The 16207-nt window shown below is 68.1% G+C and carries 13 protein-coding genes; 7 read left to right on the top strand and 6 right to left on the bottom strand.

All coding sequences use genetic code 11. The features are described 5' to 3' along the window. Positions 1-35: 35 nt before the first annotated feature. Together NA12_RS01895 and NA12_RS01890 are read right to left on the bottom strand one after the other, a co-directional pair. Positions 36-968, bottom strand: a complete 933-nt coding sequence (locus NA12_RS01895) for a TauD/TfdA dioxygenase family protein (RefSeq protein WP_067445317.1) — start codon at positions 966-968, stop codon at positions 36-38. A 121-nt stretch (positions 969-1089) separates the two neighbouring features. After that, positions 1090-1686, bottom strand: a complete 597-nt coding sequence (locus NA12_RS01890) for a hypothetical protein (RefSeq protein WP_067445315.1) — start codon at positions 1684-1686, stop codon at positions 1090-1092. A gap of 255 nt (positions 1687-1941) precedes the next feature. Between NA12_RS01890 and NA12_RS01885 the strand changes: the two genes are divergently transcribed. Continuing rightward, positions 1942-2466 carry a TerD family protein gene (locus NA12_RS01885; RefSeq protein ID WP_067445313.1) on the top strand — a complete coding sequence of 175 codons (525 nt, stop codon included), beginning with the start codon at positions 1942-1944 and terminating at the stop codon, positions 2464-2466. An 11-nt stretch (positions 2467-2477) separates the two neighbouring features. On the opposite strand, the gene NA12_RS01880 is transcribed toward NA12_RS01885, so the two are convergent. Then, positions 2478-3995 carry a hypothetical protein gene (locus NA12_RS01880; RefSeq protein WP_132369834.1) on the bottom strand — a complete coding sequence of 506 codons (1518 nt, stop codon included), beginning with the start codon at positions 3993-3995 and terminating at the stop codon, positions 2478-2480. Between the two features lie 231 nt (positions 3996-4226). Here NA12_RS01880 and NA12_RS01875 point away from each other — a divergent pair, with 231 nt between their 5' ends. From NA12_RS01875 to NA12_RS01855, 6 genes are all read left to right on the top strand, one after another. After that, complete coding sequence (locus tag NA12_RS01875; protein ID WP_243654871.1) at positions 4227-4496, top strand: hypothetical protein; 270 nt, start codon at positions 4227-4229, stop codon at positions 4494-4496. 15 nt (positions 4497-4511) lie between these two features. Then, positions 4512-6344 (top strand): glutamine--fructose-6-phosphate transaminase (isomerizing), encoded by a 1833-nt coding sequence (glmS, locus tag NA12_RS01870; protein ID WP_067445307.1) that lies wholly within the window; start codon positions 4512-4514, stop codon positions 6342-6344. Positions 6345-6387: 43 nt separating this feature from the next. After that, a complete protein-coding gene (pepN, locus tag NA12_RS01865; RefSeq protein ID WP_067445305.1) occupies positions 6388-8880 on the top strand; it encodes an aminopeptidase N in 2493 nt (830 codons plus the stop codon). Positions 8881-8965: 85 nt separating this feature from the next. Continuing rightward, positions 8966-9166, top strand: coding sequence for a hypothetical protein (locus NA12_RS33465; protein WP_132369833.1), 201 nt, complete (start codon positions 8966-8968; stop codon positions 9164-9166). A 50-nt stretch (positions 9167-9216) separates the two neighbouring features. Continuing rightward, positions 9217-10014 carry a SigB/SigF/SigG family RNA polymerase sigma factor gene (locus NA12_RS01860; RefSeq protein WP_067445303.1) on the top strand — a complete coding sequence of 266 codons (798 nt, stop codon included), beginning with the start codon at positions 9217-9219 and terminating at the stop codon, positions 10012-10014. Between the two features lie 233 nt (positions 10015-10247). Further along, positions 10248-10487, top strand: coding sequence for a hypothetical protein (locus NA12_RS01855; protein ID WP_371855969.1), 240 nt, complete (start codon positions 10248-10250; stop codon positions 10485-10487). Between the two features lie 26 nt (positions 10488-10513). On the opposite strand, the gene NA12_RS01850 is transcribed toward NA12_RS01855, so the two are convergent. The 3 genes from NA12_RS01850 to NA12_RS01840 all read right to left on the bottom strand — a co-directional run bounded on the left by NA12_RS01850 (position 10514) and on the right by NA12_RS01840 (position 16094). Next, positions 10514-13096, bottom strand: coding sequence for a LuxR C-terminal-related transcriptional regulator (locus NA12_RS01850; protein WP_067445301.1), 2583 nt, complete (start codon positions 13094-13096; stop codon positions 10514-10516). Positions 13097-13215: 119 nt separating this feature from the next. Then, complete coding sequence (locus NA12_RS01845) at positions 13216-14310, bottom strand: catalase family protein (protein ID WP_067447284.1); 1095 nt, start codon at positions 14308-14310, stop codon at positions 13216-13218. Then, positions 14307-16094: a peroxidase family protein gene (locus NA12_RS01840; protein WP_067445299.1), complete on the bottom strand. Its 1788-nt coding sequence runs from the start codon at positions 16092-16094 to the stop codon at positions 14307-14309. The genes NA12_RS01845 and NA12_RS01840 overlap by 4 nt, the downstream gene beginning before the upstream one ends. Positions 16095-16207: the final 113 nt, after the last annotated feature.

The raw sequence follows: 16207 nt of genomic DNA, 5'->3' as shown, positions 1-16207 counted from the left end.
AGTTCGACCGGGGACGCGCGCGCGGTCGCGGCCGGTTATGCCGCACGCCCGAGCGGGGCGGAGTACGGCTCGGCATCGCCGGCGATCACCGTGCTCGCGGTGCCGTCGACACCGACGGGGACCGGCCCGCCCAGCGTGATGCGGGTGAGCCTGCGGTGCTCGCCGCCGTCGTAGTCGTCGATGGCGTAGTGCTGGGTGGCCCGGTTGTCCCAGATCGCGACATCGCCCAGCGACCAATTCCAGCGGGTGGTGTGCTCGAGCCGGGTGACCCGATCCTGGAAGAGCCGAAACAGTGCCTGCGACTCACTGCTCGACACCCCGACGATCTGCTTGACGAAGCAGCCGAGCAGCAGGGCGCGTTCGCCGGTCACCGGGTGCACCTCCACCACGGGGTGTTCGGTCTCGAAGTAGCTGGACTCGAACTCGCGACGGTAGTCACGGTCGGTGTCGGCGGACCGATTCGCGATCTCGTCCGCGTAGTCGTAGCGGTTGGAATGGCGTGCGCGCAGGCTCTCGGCGAGTCGCTTGAGCGGCTCCGGCAACGCGTTGTAGGCGGCCACGGTCGACGCCCAGGTGGTCGAACCGCCGTAGCTGGGCAGGGCGACGGCTCGCAGAATGGAGGCCTGCGGGACACGGTCGACGAAGGTGACATCGGTGTGCCAGACATTGGACCGCGTCTGGTGCGAGTCGATGGCCAGGCTCTTCGCACCGGTCGAGGTGACGGTGGGGTGCGGGGTGGTCGGGTTGCCGAGCAGCTGCGCGAATTCGTACTGCCCGTCTTCGGTGAGATGCTGCTGACCCCGGAAGAAAATCACCTTGTGCTCGTTCAGCGCGGCGCGGATGGTGGCCACCGACCGCGTGTCCAGGTCACCACCGAGCCGGACCCCGTCGATCCGAGCGCCGATGTGGGCACCGAGCCGGACCACCCGCACGGCGCTCTCGGGTACAGCTGCGTCATGGACGGACATACGGCGGCCTCTCGCTCGAACACCTGGACGATCTGGTCACACGAAACCACCGGGAGCGAGCGGCGACCATCATTGAACTCAGGATGAGCGGAACCGCCGAGTCGGCGGTCGGCCTCGCGTGTCAGGGAATATGCGATGGCGCGGCGTCGAACCCCTGCGACACCCAGATCCCGAATCGCTCCTCGGCGGCCTCGGCGGATGGCGCGCTGATGACTCGGGCGACCGCTTCCCATGACGCGCCGGTCGCGCGCACGAAGCGGACAGCCTCGACGAGCCGCTGCTGAGCCGCGACCGTGTCCTCGAATGCCAGCCGCACCGGGAGCAGGGCTTGCATCTCGAGCTGGTGGTGATCCCATTCGGTGAGAACCAGGTCGGCGAGGCCGGCGTCGAGCCGGCCGGTGGAGCAGTGCAGGACCCGGGCGGAAGGGGCGTGGTCGCCGGGGCGGTCGGCGCGCAGCCAGGTTCGCCCGTGCCATCCGGCGCAGGAGCACAGCGCGCGCCACCCGATCACGTCCTCGGATCGGCGCGAGCGGCCGTCTCCGGATGCCGACGGCCGGGCATCGTCGGCGACTCCCCCGCGGGGGCCGGGGGCGTCACCGCGTCCGTACAACCCATCCGTGAAGATGTCGGCTACCCATCCGCGATGGTTTTCGAGCAAGCTGTTCATCCTGACTCCGATGTCGAATCCGAAAAGCTCGATCCCGAACCTGCTCGTCATGACGCGATCGCCGGAGGCTCGGTGTGTGGGACAAGCAATCCCACACACTGACGATCACCCTCATCGACACCGAGAGCAACCCTTCGCCGCATTGTTGTTCCCAGTCACACAATGCCTGGTCGCAGTCTGTGCTCCGGGTGCGCGCGGCGACCGTGGCGGTGCCACGCCCTGTTTACGGGTCGACGAGCCGGGCAGTCTGGTCGGCAACCACGCTCGTGCTCGGTCGAGTGGGGTTCTATCGGCCAGGAGTACCGCATGATGCACGCAATCACCCACCTCAGCATGGGTCTCGGTTGGGACCCTGCCCACGCCAACGGACGCCATCCCCGCCGCAGGGATATCGATCTCAACGCCGCGGCGCTGTCGTTCGCCGGGGACAACTTCGTCGATGTCGCCTATCACGAGCAGCTCATCTCGCGCGACGGCGCGCTGCGCCACCTCGGGGACAGCGTCACCGGCGAGGGGGACGGTGACAACGAAGTGATCGTGGTCGACCTGGCCCAGGTCGACCCCGCCGTCACGACGATCGTGTTCCTGGTGACCTGCTATACCGGCCAGCGATTCGACCGGATCGCCAACGGCTTCTGTCGCGTCACCGACAATGTCACCGGCATCGAGCTGATCCGCGTCGATCTCGACAGCGTCGGCGCCCACACCGGCATGGTCGTCGGCAAATTGCACCGCCCGCACCAGGATTGGGCCTTCACCATGATCGCGCAACCGATCAACGCCCAGCACGTGGTGAACGCCGTGCCCCAACTCGGCGTGTACCTCCACTGAGCGCGGCGTCGTCACTCCGACAGGCGGTCACGCGCTCGCAGGCGTGTCTGCAGCGCGTCGAGGACGTTTGTGACGTCCGCGTCGAACTCCTCTGCCAGCATTTCCAGTAGGGCGGCGCCGATCAGCATGAGCGTGGTGAAGACGACGGGGGCGATGGGCTGGGTCGCCTCGAGCAGTGCGCGCGTGCGCGGCGCGCCGCCCCGATGCCAGGCCTCGAGCAGGGACAACGCACCCTGGAGGTAGATCGGCGGTTCGGGTCGGGCGCTCAGCGCGGGGATCGCTCGGTCCGCCGCGCGGCGCAGGATATCGGCCGTGGCCTCGATGCCCGGGACCATCGCCTCCAGCGCGCAACAGCACAAACGCAGCACACCGTCGAGATGATGAGGGCTGTAGCGGGCCGCATCCGGGATCTGATCCCAGGGCAGGCGTAGCACGCGAAGCAGGTCGGCGGTGATCGCGGTGGTGGTCGGCACCCGCTCCGTCGTCGGGGACGAACCAGAGGTGTGCTCGACGCCGAGCAGGATTTCGAGCCCGATCGCCGACGCCATGAGATCGCCTCGGCCACCGCGCAATTCGCGTCGCTGGCGGCGATCCTCGACCAGCAACCAGCCCACCGTCTGCGCGTCGGCGGTCCGCAGCAGCGTCGCGTCGGCCTGCCAGCCGTTCGCGGTATCGCAGCGCGAGAGCGCGCAGACCAGATCGGCCATGACGTGGTTGCCGGTGACCAGCGTCGGCTGATGCCGTGGGCGACGCGACACCACCGGAAGATCACCCAGCCTGGCCGAGGAGGACACGAACGACATCGCGGTGAGCGCCGCCGCCGCGGTGCGCGCCGCGGACACCGCGTCGGCGGCGTTGGTGCGCAGCAGCGCGCGATGGATCGAGTCGGCCAGCGGCGCGATACCGAACTCCGCGTAGTGCAGCAGCAGCCAGGCCAGCGGCATGTCGCCGAGCACCGGCGCGAGCCGTTCGTTGAGTTCGTACAGCAACGCGGCCGACTGCTCCGGCTGACGAGATCGCGGCGCCGCGCCGGTGAGGTCACGCCATTCGAGCAATGCCAGGTAATTCGGCAGCAGCAGGCTATCGACCAGTTCACTCACCTGAGCGATGACGAATTCGAAATCCAGCTCCGTCATCGTTCCCGGTCCGATCGAATTCCCCACCGGCCTGCCGTCGAACGGATCGATACCCGATTCACCGAGGGCGAGATCGAAGAACAGCTCCGCGTGGCCGAGCCGGCCCACGACCCGGCCGACAAAGGGCACCACCCCGGCGTCTTCCACGGCGGTGGCCGCGCCGAGAAGGCAATTCACCATCGCACCTTCGGCTTTCGCGTGCGCGCAGAATCTGCGCAACCGCTGGTGCACGATATCCTCGGTATCGAAACCCGTCCGCACGATCTCTTCCGCGATCGTCACGATTGTCGCGTCGACGACATATTCGGGCCTGCCGCCCGCTTCATCCGATGCCGACGCGGGACCCGCGAAATAGAGCCGGTCACTGAACGCGTCGCCTATTCCTCGCCTCACCACAACCTCCACTCGGATGCGCAGTACGTCGTGCCCCTTCACAGCCTTCCAGCAAATTGTTCGCAAGTCGCGGCTCACACCTCACAAGGCGATAACGGCATGAACTCCGCGCGTATCCGGCGGGCTCATCGTGCGTCCGACGCGTCACGCTGAGCTGCTGTCGCGACACAATCTGCCCGAATTCGGGCAGGGTTGTTGGCGAAGCCGGGTAGGCGAGGCATGATCGTGCGAGTGAATGACGGGGTACCCACCGAGCTGGTCCGCTACGTAGTGGCATCCACCGGCCTACCCGAACGCGTGGCCGCCCGGGTCGTCGCCGACATCGTCGGCTACTTCGACGAGACGGCCGAGCAGTTCGTCCGGCGTAGGCACGCCGAGTTGCAGGCTCGCGAGATGCGCAACGCCGACATCTGGCGACGCCTCGAGACCGAACTCGGCCAGCGCCCGGTCGCGGCTCCGACATTCACCGAACGCCAACTTCGTCGCATCGTCTACGGGTAAGGGGATCATCACGCCATGTGTGGAATCGTCGGATACATCGGTCACCGCCACGCTGTTCCCGTCCTGCTGGAAGGTCTGCACCGGCTCGAATATCGCGGCTACGACTCGGCCGGATTGGCACTGTCCCATCGCGGGAAGGCGCGCGTCTGCAAGACCAGGGGCCGGGTGCAGGACCTGCGCGACAAGGTCGACACCACTGCCCTGCGTGGCACAGTCGGGATCGCGCACACCCGGTGGGCGACCCACGGCGAGCCCAGTGATGCCAACGCCCACCCGCATACCGATGTCAGCGGCCGTATCGCCGTGGTGCACAACGGCATCGTCGAGAACGCCGAACAGCTGCGGGCCGAGCTGACCGCGCTCGGCATCGCTCTCGTATCCGACACCGACACCGAGGTGATCGCCCACCTCATCGCGCGCGAACTCGAGGAATCCGAGTCCCTCGAGGACGCCGTGCGCCTCGCGCTGCACCGGATCCGCGGCACCTACGGTCTGCTGGTGCTCGACGCGCGCCGTCCGACCGAGCTGGTCGTGGCCCGCAACGGCAGCCCGATCGTGCTCGGCGTCGGCGACGGGGAGATGTTCGTGGCCTCCGATGTCGCCGCCCTCGTCCACCACACCCAGCGCGTGGTGTTCCTCGACGACGGTGAGCTCGCCACCGTTCGCGACAGCGAATTCCGCACCAGCACACTGGCAGTCGAGTCCGAGCAGACCGACAAGACCCCGACCACCATCGACATGGTGGCCGAGGACTACGCACTCGGCGGATTCCCCGACTTCATGCGCAAGGAGATCGCCGAACAGGGTGAAGCGGTGCGCCGAGCACTGCGTGGCCGCCTCGACGACCGCTTCGCCACTGCCCACCTCGGCGGGCTGAACATGGACGCCCGCGAACTGCGCAGCATCAGCAAGGTGGTCTTCCTCGGTTGCGGTTCGGCCTACTACGCCGGCCAGCTCGGCGCCCAGCTGATCGAGGAACTGGCCCGCATCCCGGCCACCGCGGAACCCGCCTCGGAGTTCCGCTACCGCAATCCGGTCGTCGACCCCGACGCGCTCTATGTCGCGATCAGTCAGTCCGGCGAAACCCTCGACACCCTCGCCGCGGTGCAGGAGCTGCAACGCAAGGGCGGGCGGGTGATCGGCGCCGTCAACGCGGTGGGCAGCGCGATCGCTCGCCAGTGTGGGGCGGGTGTGTTCCTGCACGCGGGCCCCGAGATCTCCGTCGCCTCGACCAAGGCACTGACCAACATGACCGTGTCGTTCACGATGCTGGCCCTGCTGCTCGGCCGGGTTCGCGACCTCTCGGCCGCCGACGGTCAGCGCATCGTCGAGGGCTTGCGCGCCCTGCCCGCTGCCATCGACAAGGTCCTCACCGACGAAGACGCCATCGCCGAGATCGCGCACCGCTACGCCAAGGCCCGCAGCATGTTCTTCATCGGTCGGGTACGCGCGTGGCCGGTCGCCCGGGAAGGGGCCCAGAAGCTCAAGGAGGTCTCCTACGTGCACGCCGAGGCCTACCAGGCCTCCGAGCTCAAACACGGCCCGCTCGCGCTGATCGACCAGGAGATGCCGAGCGTGGTGATCGTCCCCGACGACGAACTGCTGGCCAAGAACCTGAGCACCATCGAACAGATCAAGGCGCGCGGCGGCGCGGTCATCGCCGTCACGAACGCGGACCTGCCGCCGACCGCGGCCGACGAGGTGATCCGGGTTCCGAGAATCGCCGCGGAACTGGACCCCATGCTGTTGACGATCCCCCTGCAGTTGCTCGCCTATCACACGGCCATCGCCCTCGGCCGCGACGTCGACAAGCCGCGCAACCTCGCGAAAAGCGTCACCGTGGAATAGCGGTCGCGGCCCACGGCGCCGGGGCGGCTGGCAGGATCGAGGCGTGCCTACCGCGAACCTGAGCCGCTCCGAGACCGCCGCGCGATCGGCGGCGATCACCGTCCGCGACTACCGCGTCGAACTCGATCTGTCGGCGGCCCCGGATCGAACCCGGGAGGGTTTCGCGACGACGACCACGGTCGCGTTCGACGCCACCACCTCGCGAACGTGGCTCGACTTCATCGGTTCGTCGGTGGAATCGGTGACCCTGAACGGCGCGGAGATCGCCGTCGAGTACGACGGGGCACGGCTGTCGATCGGCGGACTGTCGGAGACGAACACCGTTGTCGTGCGGGGCACCGGTGTCTACAGCCGCTCGGGCGAGGGATTGCATCGGTTCCTCGATCCGGTCGACAACCAGACCTATCTCTACACCCAGTACGAACCCGCCGATGCCCGCCGCGTCTTCGCCTGCTTCGAACAGCCGGATATGAAGGCGCCGTTCACGTTCGCGGTCACCGCACCGTCCGGGTGGCAGGTGCTGTCGAATCGGCCCTACGCCGCGATCCAGGACAACGGCGTGATCCGCGACGTCGCGTTCTCCCCCACCTTGCCGATCTCGACGTATATCACCGCGATCGCGGCAGGCCCATACCATTCTGTCGAATCATCTTGGACGCGAGGCGAACTCACTGTTCCGCTCGGAATCCACTGCCGTGCCTCACTCGCTCGCTACCTCGACGCCGACACGATCTTCGAGGTGACGAAGCAGGGTCTGGACTTCTTCGCCGAACAGTTCGACTACCCGTACCCGTGGGGCAAGTACGACCAGGTGTTCGTGCCCGAATACAACCTGGGCGCGATGGAGAACCCGGGGCTGGTCACGTTCACCGAGGCCTACGTGTTCCGTGGCGCGGCCACCGCCGCGCAGTACGAGGGCAGGGCCAGCACGATCCTGCACGAGATGGCGCACATGTGGTTCGGCGATCTGGTCACGATGGTGTGGTGGGACGACCTGTGGCTCAAGGAATCCTTCGCCGACTACATGGGCGCGCTGGCGAGCGCCGAGGCCACCGAATGGACCGACGCCTGGGTGGCGTTCGCGAACCGCCGCAAGGCCTGGGCATATCTGCAGGATCAGCTGCCCACCACGCACCCGATCGTCGCCGACATCACCGACCTCGAGGCCGCGAAGCTCAATTTCGACGGCATCACCTACGCCAAGGGCGCCAGTGTGCTCAAACAGCTGGTCTCCTACGTCGGCCGGGCGGAGTTCTTCTCGGGTATACGCCGGTACTTCCGCGCGCACGCTTTCGCCAACACGACCCTCGACGACCTGCTCACCGAATTGTCGGCGGAGTCGGGCCGGGATCTGGCGGGCTGGGCGCGAGCCTGGTTGCGCACCACCGGGGTGTCCACGCTCACTCTCGACAACGGCGCGATCGTGCAATCCGATCCGCGCCCGCACCGGCTCGCGATCGGACTCTACGACTTCGATCCCCTCGGCGCGTTGGTGCTTCGCGAACGCGTGGAACTCGACATCGTCGACGAGCGCACGCCGGTGTCCCTCGCACCGGCCGCGCTGCGTCTGCTCAACGACGGCGATCTGACGTACGCGAAAGTTCGCCTCGACGTGGAGTCGCTTGCCACCGTGGAGAGTTCGCTGGATCGAGTGACCGATCCACTGGCCCGCGGACTGATCTGGTCGGCGCTGTGGAACGCCACCCGCGACGGCGTCCTCGAGGCCGAACGCTACCTGTCGATGGCGCGTGATTTCGCGCCCGCCGAAACGAACATGGCTCTGCTCACGGCCGTTCTGGCGAACGCGTCGTTCACCATCGGCCACTATCTGCCCGCGTCGGCGCGGGATCGGTGGAGTGGGGAGTGGCTCGAATCATGCTGGGCCACCATGCATTCGTCGGCGCCGGCGTCGGGCGCGCAGTTGGCGTGGGCGCGTGCGGTGGCCGGCGCCGCCAGCGTCGACGGTCGCCGAGCCGCCGATATCAGGGCGATCCTGCTCGATCGGGTACCGGATGGTCTGGCCATGGATCCTGATCTGCGCTGGGCGTTGTGGACGGCCTCGGCCGCCACCGGCGACGCGACGATCGCCGACCTGGACGCGGAATTGACACGAGACGACACGGCGTCGGGGCGCACCGCGCATCGGCGCGCGCTCGCGGCCCGACCGGAGGCCGACGTCAAAGCCGCGGCCTGGGAGTGCGCGCTGGGCGACACCACGCTGACCAATGACCACCTCGACGCCATCATCCAGGGCTTCCGCGACGGCCGACATCGTGACCTGATCGCGCGATACGACGAGGCGTACTTCGCGGCGCTGCGCGCGGTGTGGGATCAGCGCAGCATCGAGATCGCCCGCCGTATCGTGGTCGGACTCTTCCCCGCCGCTGATTCACTCGACGGGGTCGACCGGTGGCTCGCCTCCAACGCGGACGCACCGAGCGCCTTGTGCCGCTTGGTCGTCGAACAGCGCGACCACCTCGCTCGGGGGTTGCGTGTGCGGGGTCTCCCGCAAGATGCCCATTCGACGGCGGGTTAAACATCTAAATCCGAAAAGGCCGTCCCGTCAACCCCGATCGACCAATAACGGTTTAGTAACCGCCGCGACGGTCAACCCTTCATCCATGACCAACTCACGTAATCGGACAACGAGTACGCCGAGCATGGATCTGACCAGCACCACCATCATGTTGGCCACCTGCGTGTTCTTTCTAGTCGGCTTGGCGACCCTCACCGGTTCACTGCCCGCCGCGATCCTCGGCGCCGTCGGTCTCGGCGCCGGAATGGTGATGACGTTCAAGATGTTGGGCCCGCAAGCCCTCTAGGTTCACCTCCGCGCAAGCGGAGAGCATTCGAAGGCCAGGAGCTGATCCTCATGTCGCAGACCACCGACCTCAGGACCTATGAACATGCCGAACCCCTGTTCGCGCACTGGGCACTGATCGATCCACGCAGCCCCGAACACGAGGCCGTGCGAGCGCAGATCATCGAGATCTGCCTGCCGCTCGCCGAGCACATCGCGCGCAAGTACGCCGGCCGGGGCGAGGCGTTCGAGGATCTACTCCAGACCGCGCGACTCGGCATGGTCATGGCGGTCGACCGCTACGACGTGACCACCGGTTCGCCGTTCCTGGGTTTCGCGGTGCCCACCATCATGGGCGAGGTGCGCAGACACTTCCGCGACCACATCTGGCCGCTGCATGTTCCCCGCCGCGAGAAGGAACTCCAGGGCAAGGTCCGGGTGGCGACAGAAGAGCTGAGCCGTCGGCTCCAGCGCTCCCCCACTGCCATCGAACTCGCCGCCGAACTCGACGTCCCGGTGACCGATATCAGCCGAACCCTGGTGGCCGCCAACGCGTTCCAGACCCGCAGCCTCGACACTCCCGCCCGCGACAACGACGGCGAACCCGGCATGACCGTCGCCGATACGTTCGGCGACGAGGACCCGAGCTTCCGCCTCACCGAGGACACGATCACGGTCGGGCCGCTGCTGGCACAACTGTCACCGCAGGACCGGCAATTGCTGATCTGGCGGTTCTACGACACGCTCTCCCAGGGCGAGATCGCCGAGCGCCTCGGCGTCTCCCAGATGAGCGTGTCGCGCAAGCTCACCCGATTGCTGGGGGATCTGCGGGCCAAGACCGCCGACGACCAACCGGTACCCGCCGCCTGATCCGCGACCCTGCCGCAGCCGTGACGACCCGGTTGCCCGCCTCGACCGACACCCTCCATTGACTCCGCGGCAACCGGGCTGCACAGTTGACAGTGCGGAATCTCGCGCGTGTCGTGGCGGCGTCGACCGGGTCGGCGCTGTTCACATGGAGTAACAGTGTGTGCTCGCCGGCGGGAAGGGTTGCGATGACGATGCGAGGTCGACGAAATCGACGTGACCGAGAAATTCGCGAGGTGCGAGAGATCAGGGCCAGTCCGGCCCATCAGACAGCGAAGTTCTTGCTGTCGGTGCTGATGCTGGTCTGGTTCGGGGCCGGGCTGGCGGCGGCGGTGCAGCGGGACTATTTCACGAACACCCCGGCCAACTGCGGGGATCTGGGCACGATCGGCCTCACCGTGCTCGCGGGGCCGCTCAATTACCTCGGCATGAACCCGAAGGTCTCCGAGTGCCAACTGCCGGAGCCGAGCCGGTGAGCTGACCCGCGATCGACCGCGGTGGCTCAGATGAGTTCGGCGAGCTGCTCGCGGTCGCTTGCGTCGAGCTTGATGCAGGCCCGGTAGATGTGGCCTTCGACGGTGCGGACCGAGACGCAGAGCCGTTCGGCGATCGCGCGGTTGGACAGGCCGCGGCCGATGAGGGCGGCGATCTCACGTTCACGCTCGGTGATCGGTAACGGGTGGGCGGCCGCGGTGATCGCGGGTGTGCCCGCGCCGTCGCAGCGGGCCACGAGGGCCATCATGCGGGCGGTCGCCTTGGCGCTGGGTCTGCGCTGACCGGCGTGGTCGTAGATGGGCACCGTCTGTGCCTGGGCATCGGCGGCAGACAGCAGCAGACCCGCGGCCTCGAACTCACCGCTGACCGCGGCGAGCGCGCAGGGATCGGCAGCGGCGACAGCCGCGGCGTGGCGAGCGTAGATCGCCGCTACCGGGCCTTGGACTCGGCCCGCGACCGTCGTGAGTCTGGCGGCCAGGGTACGGTCGCCGAACCGGGTGGCATGGTGCAGCGCCTCGGCCTCCATGGCGTATTGCCCCGCGCTGTGTGCCAGGTCGGCGGCTTTGCGGGCCAGTTCCACCGCCGAATGCGCGCTGTGTTCGGCACCGGCGAGCCAGGCGCGCGCGATCATCCGCTGCGGTTCGTGCAGCGCCATGTGGGGCCCGCTGTGCTCCTCGGCGTCACCGAGGACCCGCTCGGCCTGCTCGACCTCGCCCAGCGCCGCGTAGGCGCGGGCCAGCAGCAGCCGCGCCGGCAGCTTCCACGGCAGTGAGCTTTCGGCGTTGAGCGCCGCCAGCGCCTGTTCGAAAGCGGTGATCGCTTCGCGGAACCGCCCGCGATAGGTGGCGACGACCCCGTCGGCGATGCGCGCGATCGCCCAGCCGACGAACTGACCGGCCGAGGAGAACTCCCGGTATTCGGTGGCGCGCTGTTCGGCGAGATCGAGATCGCCGATAGTGGTGAGGGCGAGGACATCGCCGTACCGGACCATCAGCCGGATGATCCCGTCGGTGGATTTCTGCTGTACCCGGCTCCGAGCCGCGATCGGCGCGAAATCGGCGCCGCGTCCGGCCACCGGCAGCGCCAAGCCCAGGGCGAACGCCGCGAAATCGACGGCCTGGCGCGGCGAGTCCGGGTCGGCGATCACCCGTTCGGCGGCCTCGATGCCCTCGGCGAGGTGGTTTTCGTGCACCGCCATCGCGGCCGCGGCGGCATCGACCGTCAGGCGCAGCGCCGGATAGTCGACTCGGGCGCGCAGCATCTCGACCAGGTCGCCGGCATGGTCCACATCGCCGAGCGACCAGAACCGCAGACTGGCCCGCACCACGCCCCACTGCACCAGCTGCAGCGGATCGAGGCGGTCGGGATCGAACCGGGCCAGGATCTCGTCGGCGTCCTGTGGTCTGCCCTGCCACAGCAGCGCGCGCGAGAGCAGTTCGGCCGCGCGCAGACCGCCGCCGCGCTCGCTCGCGGCGCGGGCGAGCAGTTCGCCCAGCGGCAGGTTGGCCAACGACACCGCGTCCTTGGCCGCATCGATCAGCAAGGCGATGTCGAGCGGCCGATCACTGTCGACGCACAGCCGCGCCAATCGGATCCGGTGCGCCGGTGTGCTCGCGTCCCGGTCCTGCAGCGTCTCGACGAGGCGTCCGCGCCGGATGCGCGCGGCCGCGGTGCCGACCCGGCAGCGCACCACCTCACCGAGCAGGGGATGGCTGAACCGGACGTCGACGACCCCGTTGTGGCTCGTGATCCGAACCAGACCGGTGGCCTCGGCGGCGTCCACGGCGGCGGCGCCGACCAGTTCGCTGAGGATGTCGATGTCGAGCGGATCGTGCACGGCCAGCGTCTCCAGTACCTCGAGCACCGCAGCGCCCACCCTGCTCAACCGCTCGTCGAGCAACTCGACCAGACCCGAGGGCACCGCGGTGGGCCCACGCAACTGCCAGACCCCGTTGACGTCGGTCAGCGTGCCGGCCTCGACACCACCCTCGACCAGATTGCGCAGGAACAGCGGGTTGCCGCCAGAGGATTCCCACATCACGTCGGCGCTGAGCCCCTCCAGGGTCCCGCCGAGTACGGCCTCGACGAGCGCGACGCACTCGGTCTTGGTCAACGGCGCCAGCTCGATCCGCTCGACGTAGCTGTCCTTCCACAGTGAGGTGACCGCGTCGGGCAGCGATTCCCCGGTGCGGGCGGTGGCGACGATGTGCGCCCCGTGGTCGACAGCGATCTGGTGCACCAGTGTGGCGGAGAGGTTGTCGAGCAGATGCGCGTCGTCGACGCCGATCACCGTGTCGGGCTGGGCGAGCACGTTCTCCCGGGCGGAGTGCAGCGACGCGAGCGGGTCACGCGAGGCCGACGCGGCGATCCAGGGCGCGAACGCACCGAGCGGAATGGCCTGTGACGACGCGGTGCAGGCCACCCAGCGCACCGGCTCGGAAAGAACTTCGGTGACCATCCGGGCCAGGGTGGTCTTGCCGACGCCCGCGGCACCGACCAGGATCACGCCACCGGTGTCGCCGTTCGTCAAAGCCTTACGGACGGCGTCGTATTCGGCGGGGCGATCGAGCAGCTGCCAGGGTCTGCCCATACCCGAAAAGTCTAGTTCTCGTCCGGCCTCGTCACAACGAAGCGGCCCCGCGACACGGCCCCCGCGCGGACGCACCGGTGTGGCGGTCGCGCGCGACGGATGGGCGGGTGCCGCGGCGATCATGGTGGGAGCTCGGTGGCGTCACGCGGCTCGAGCCGCGGCGCGTTGTTGACGTCGTGGCGGTAGTTGCTCGAGGCCTCGTACACCCGCTTCTTGAGCCGGTTGATCGAGCCGAGCGGTCGGTGCGCGTCCAGGCCGCGCCAGGAGTTGAACGAGAGGACGTCGTCGCCGTAGGCGCGGCGCGCCGGGGTGTAGGGATCCTGCACATCGAAACGGATGGTCGCCACGGTGCGATGCGGTGAGTCGTCCTCGGGCCACGGTACGGTCGCGTCCTCGATCGGCATGGTGGCGGTATCGGTGCACAGTTGCGCACGCAGTTCGTAGGTGGCGCTGTGCTCGGCGAAGAAATCGACGATCAGGTTCTGATGCGCGTTGACACCCGCGTCGGCGTCGACCGCTTCGCCGCGCAGCGCGGTGACCTCCGGCGACACCGGCGTGTAGAGCAGCTTGGCCACATAGTCGCCGTAGCGCAGTGGCGCCGAGGAGTAGAAGGTCTCGCCGAGAATGTGGGTGTTGGGTGCGACGAAGACACCGAGATTCGGTGGCACGCTGCGCCCGATCCGGCGCAGCACGTGGGTGTTGAGCGCGGCCACGAGGTCGCTGCCCGTGCGCAGCGCGGCGTCCGGCAGCCGGGCCAGCGCCCAGGCGGTCGGCATGCCCTTGGTGAGGTAGGCGTGCGCGTCGGCGAAGAGGAACTCGCGGTGGGTGACCATGATGAAGTCCTGCGTGCTCGCCTCGTCGTCGGGCAACGCGCGCGTCCCGGGCACACCGAGCACCTTGATCCCGAGTCCGCGAACGCCGCGCAGCTGATCGCTGCGGATTACCCCGGACGTGCTCGACAACCGGGCGATCACCGGATAGGTGGCCGGCGTGGCGAACATGCCCTGCGCGAGTTCCGGCGCCAGACCGGCGGGCACCGTCAGCTCACCGCGCAGGATGCCGTGGCTCTTGGCGTGGGCGTCGCGCAGTCCGCGCTTGTATTTGCGGTACGCGCGTTCGTTGTTGTCGCGCAGCACCGCGATGATCTTGTCGATGATCTGTTCTTCGTCGGGCCTCGGTTGTTCCAGGTCGTCGCGGTAGCTCAGGTAGCTCATCGCGGGCTCCGCCACGGCGCGAACGGATTGGCGACGCCGTCCAGCGCCGGCGCGAGGGTCGGGAAATGGCGCAGCAACACGCTGCGCATCGTGTTGTCGCGCACCCAGGCCAGGCCCGCCTCGGTGTAGATCTCGGACCGGAAATCGGTGGTGAAGAACCGATCCGCCGACAGCCGCCGCGACGCCATCAGCACGAACACGCGAAAGGCGGTGTCGCTGAAGCCGAAACCCGGCGGCTTGGGTTCGGCGTAGAGACCGATCATCAGGTCGACATCGTCCACCTCGCCGTAGATCTGTTCGAGTTCGCGCGCCCACCGCGGATCGTCGGTGAGCTCATCGAAGGACGCGGCGGGCGGCAGCCGTAGGTGACGCCGGAACTCGTTGTAGCGCGGCACCCCTCGCTCACGCACCCGCAGGATGTCGACGGTCGCGAGGTCGAGCAGCGGCTGACCTGGACGCTCGAGCTGTTGCAGGTGGGCGGGATAGTTGTGCAGCGTCAGCGCGCCGGGGTTCGCTCGGCCGAACGAGTAGAGCAGCGTGTCCATCGCGGTCTCGGCGAGCCGTTCGCGGATGTGGGCGACGCCGAGTGCGGGCAGCGGATGCTCGGCCAGCACGGTGTCGTCGGCGAGGCTGCGCACGACCAGCGCGTCGGGGATCAGCGGATGCATGCGGTAGACCGAGACGAACTCCTCGGTGAGCGAGTACGGCACTCCGCTGTCGTCTCGCACCGAACCCGGTATGCCGCAGAGCACTTCGTTGCCGATGAAGTGGCCCCAGCGCCGCGATACCCGCTCCCCCAGCACACCGAACCAGTTGGCGCGCATGGCGGCGACAGTGGTGGGATGGGCGATCACCGCCGGTGTCCAGTCGACTGTGTGGATCTTGGCGATCAGCGCGGCGTTGACGAGTCGGGCGGTGTCGTAGAGCTGTTGGTCGTTCATGTCGGGGTAGCGGCGGGCCAGGCGAACGCAGATCGCGTTGTGTTCGCGCAGGAACAGCGAGTGCAGCAGGGCAAGGCCCACCCAGGCGTTGGCGGCCGAGGGGTCGAGTGCCACCAGCCGCTCGGCGTCCAGCGGTGGCAGTCCCAGTTCGTCGATCACGAGCTGACCGTGTTTGCCCGAGCGCAGGGCGGCGGCCGATTGCGCTGTCTTGCCGTAGATCTGAGAGGCATCCCACCAGTGGGTCTCCCCGGTGACAAAGGTCGGCGCGGCGGCCGGATCGGGGGCGGGCGCCGTCACCGTGCGCGGGATCGTCATCGGGGGGTGCGGCCACTGATCGTCGTCGTCCAGGGTGACGATGAAGGGGTCGTGTTCGGCCGGGTTGTGCACGAACCAGTCGTGCACCTCGAACTGGATCCAGGCCGCCGCCAGCAGGTTCAGGGTGGTGGCCGGCTGGAACCGGTCGCGGGTGAGCAGCTGCCTGCTGATCGTGCGCGGATTGGGTTCCATGATCCGCGCGGGATCCTCGGGGTAGGTGCGATCGAGCGGGACATTGCGACCGAATCGGCAGCCGATCGATCCCGCACGCGGGTCGTCGGGGCTGTTGTAGGTGCCGTCGACGGTGCGTGCGGCGCGGTATTCGCCGGTGTCGTCCGGGGGCAGCGGTCCGGCGGGATGCGGGCCGGTGTCGAACAGATTGCGTGCCCGCAGTCTGCTGCGCAGACCGACCAGCACTGCCAAACCCACCGGGGTCGGCAACCGGAACCAGCCGACTCGCCGGTCCAGTGCCTCCGCGGCCGTGACCAATGCTCGGGTGACCAGTGTTTGTCGGTGTTCGTCGACCATCGAGAACCTCCACGGAATGGCGCGGGCTCGCTACCTACCGGACCGATCGAATCCAGTCTCCTGCGACAGGCCCGGCCCTGTCACGAGTAGTCGACTACGCGCGGACCCGGGGC

Origin of the sequence: Nocardia alba NBRC 108234, from assembly GCF_001612665.1 — a bacterium.
Classification (GTDB): Bacteria; Actinomycetota; Actinomycetes; order Mycobacteriales; family Mycobacteriaceae; genus Nocardia; species Nocardia alba.
Note: the sequence above shows the minus strand (reverse complement) of the source record. Positions and strands in the feature narration are given on the sequence as shown.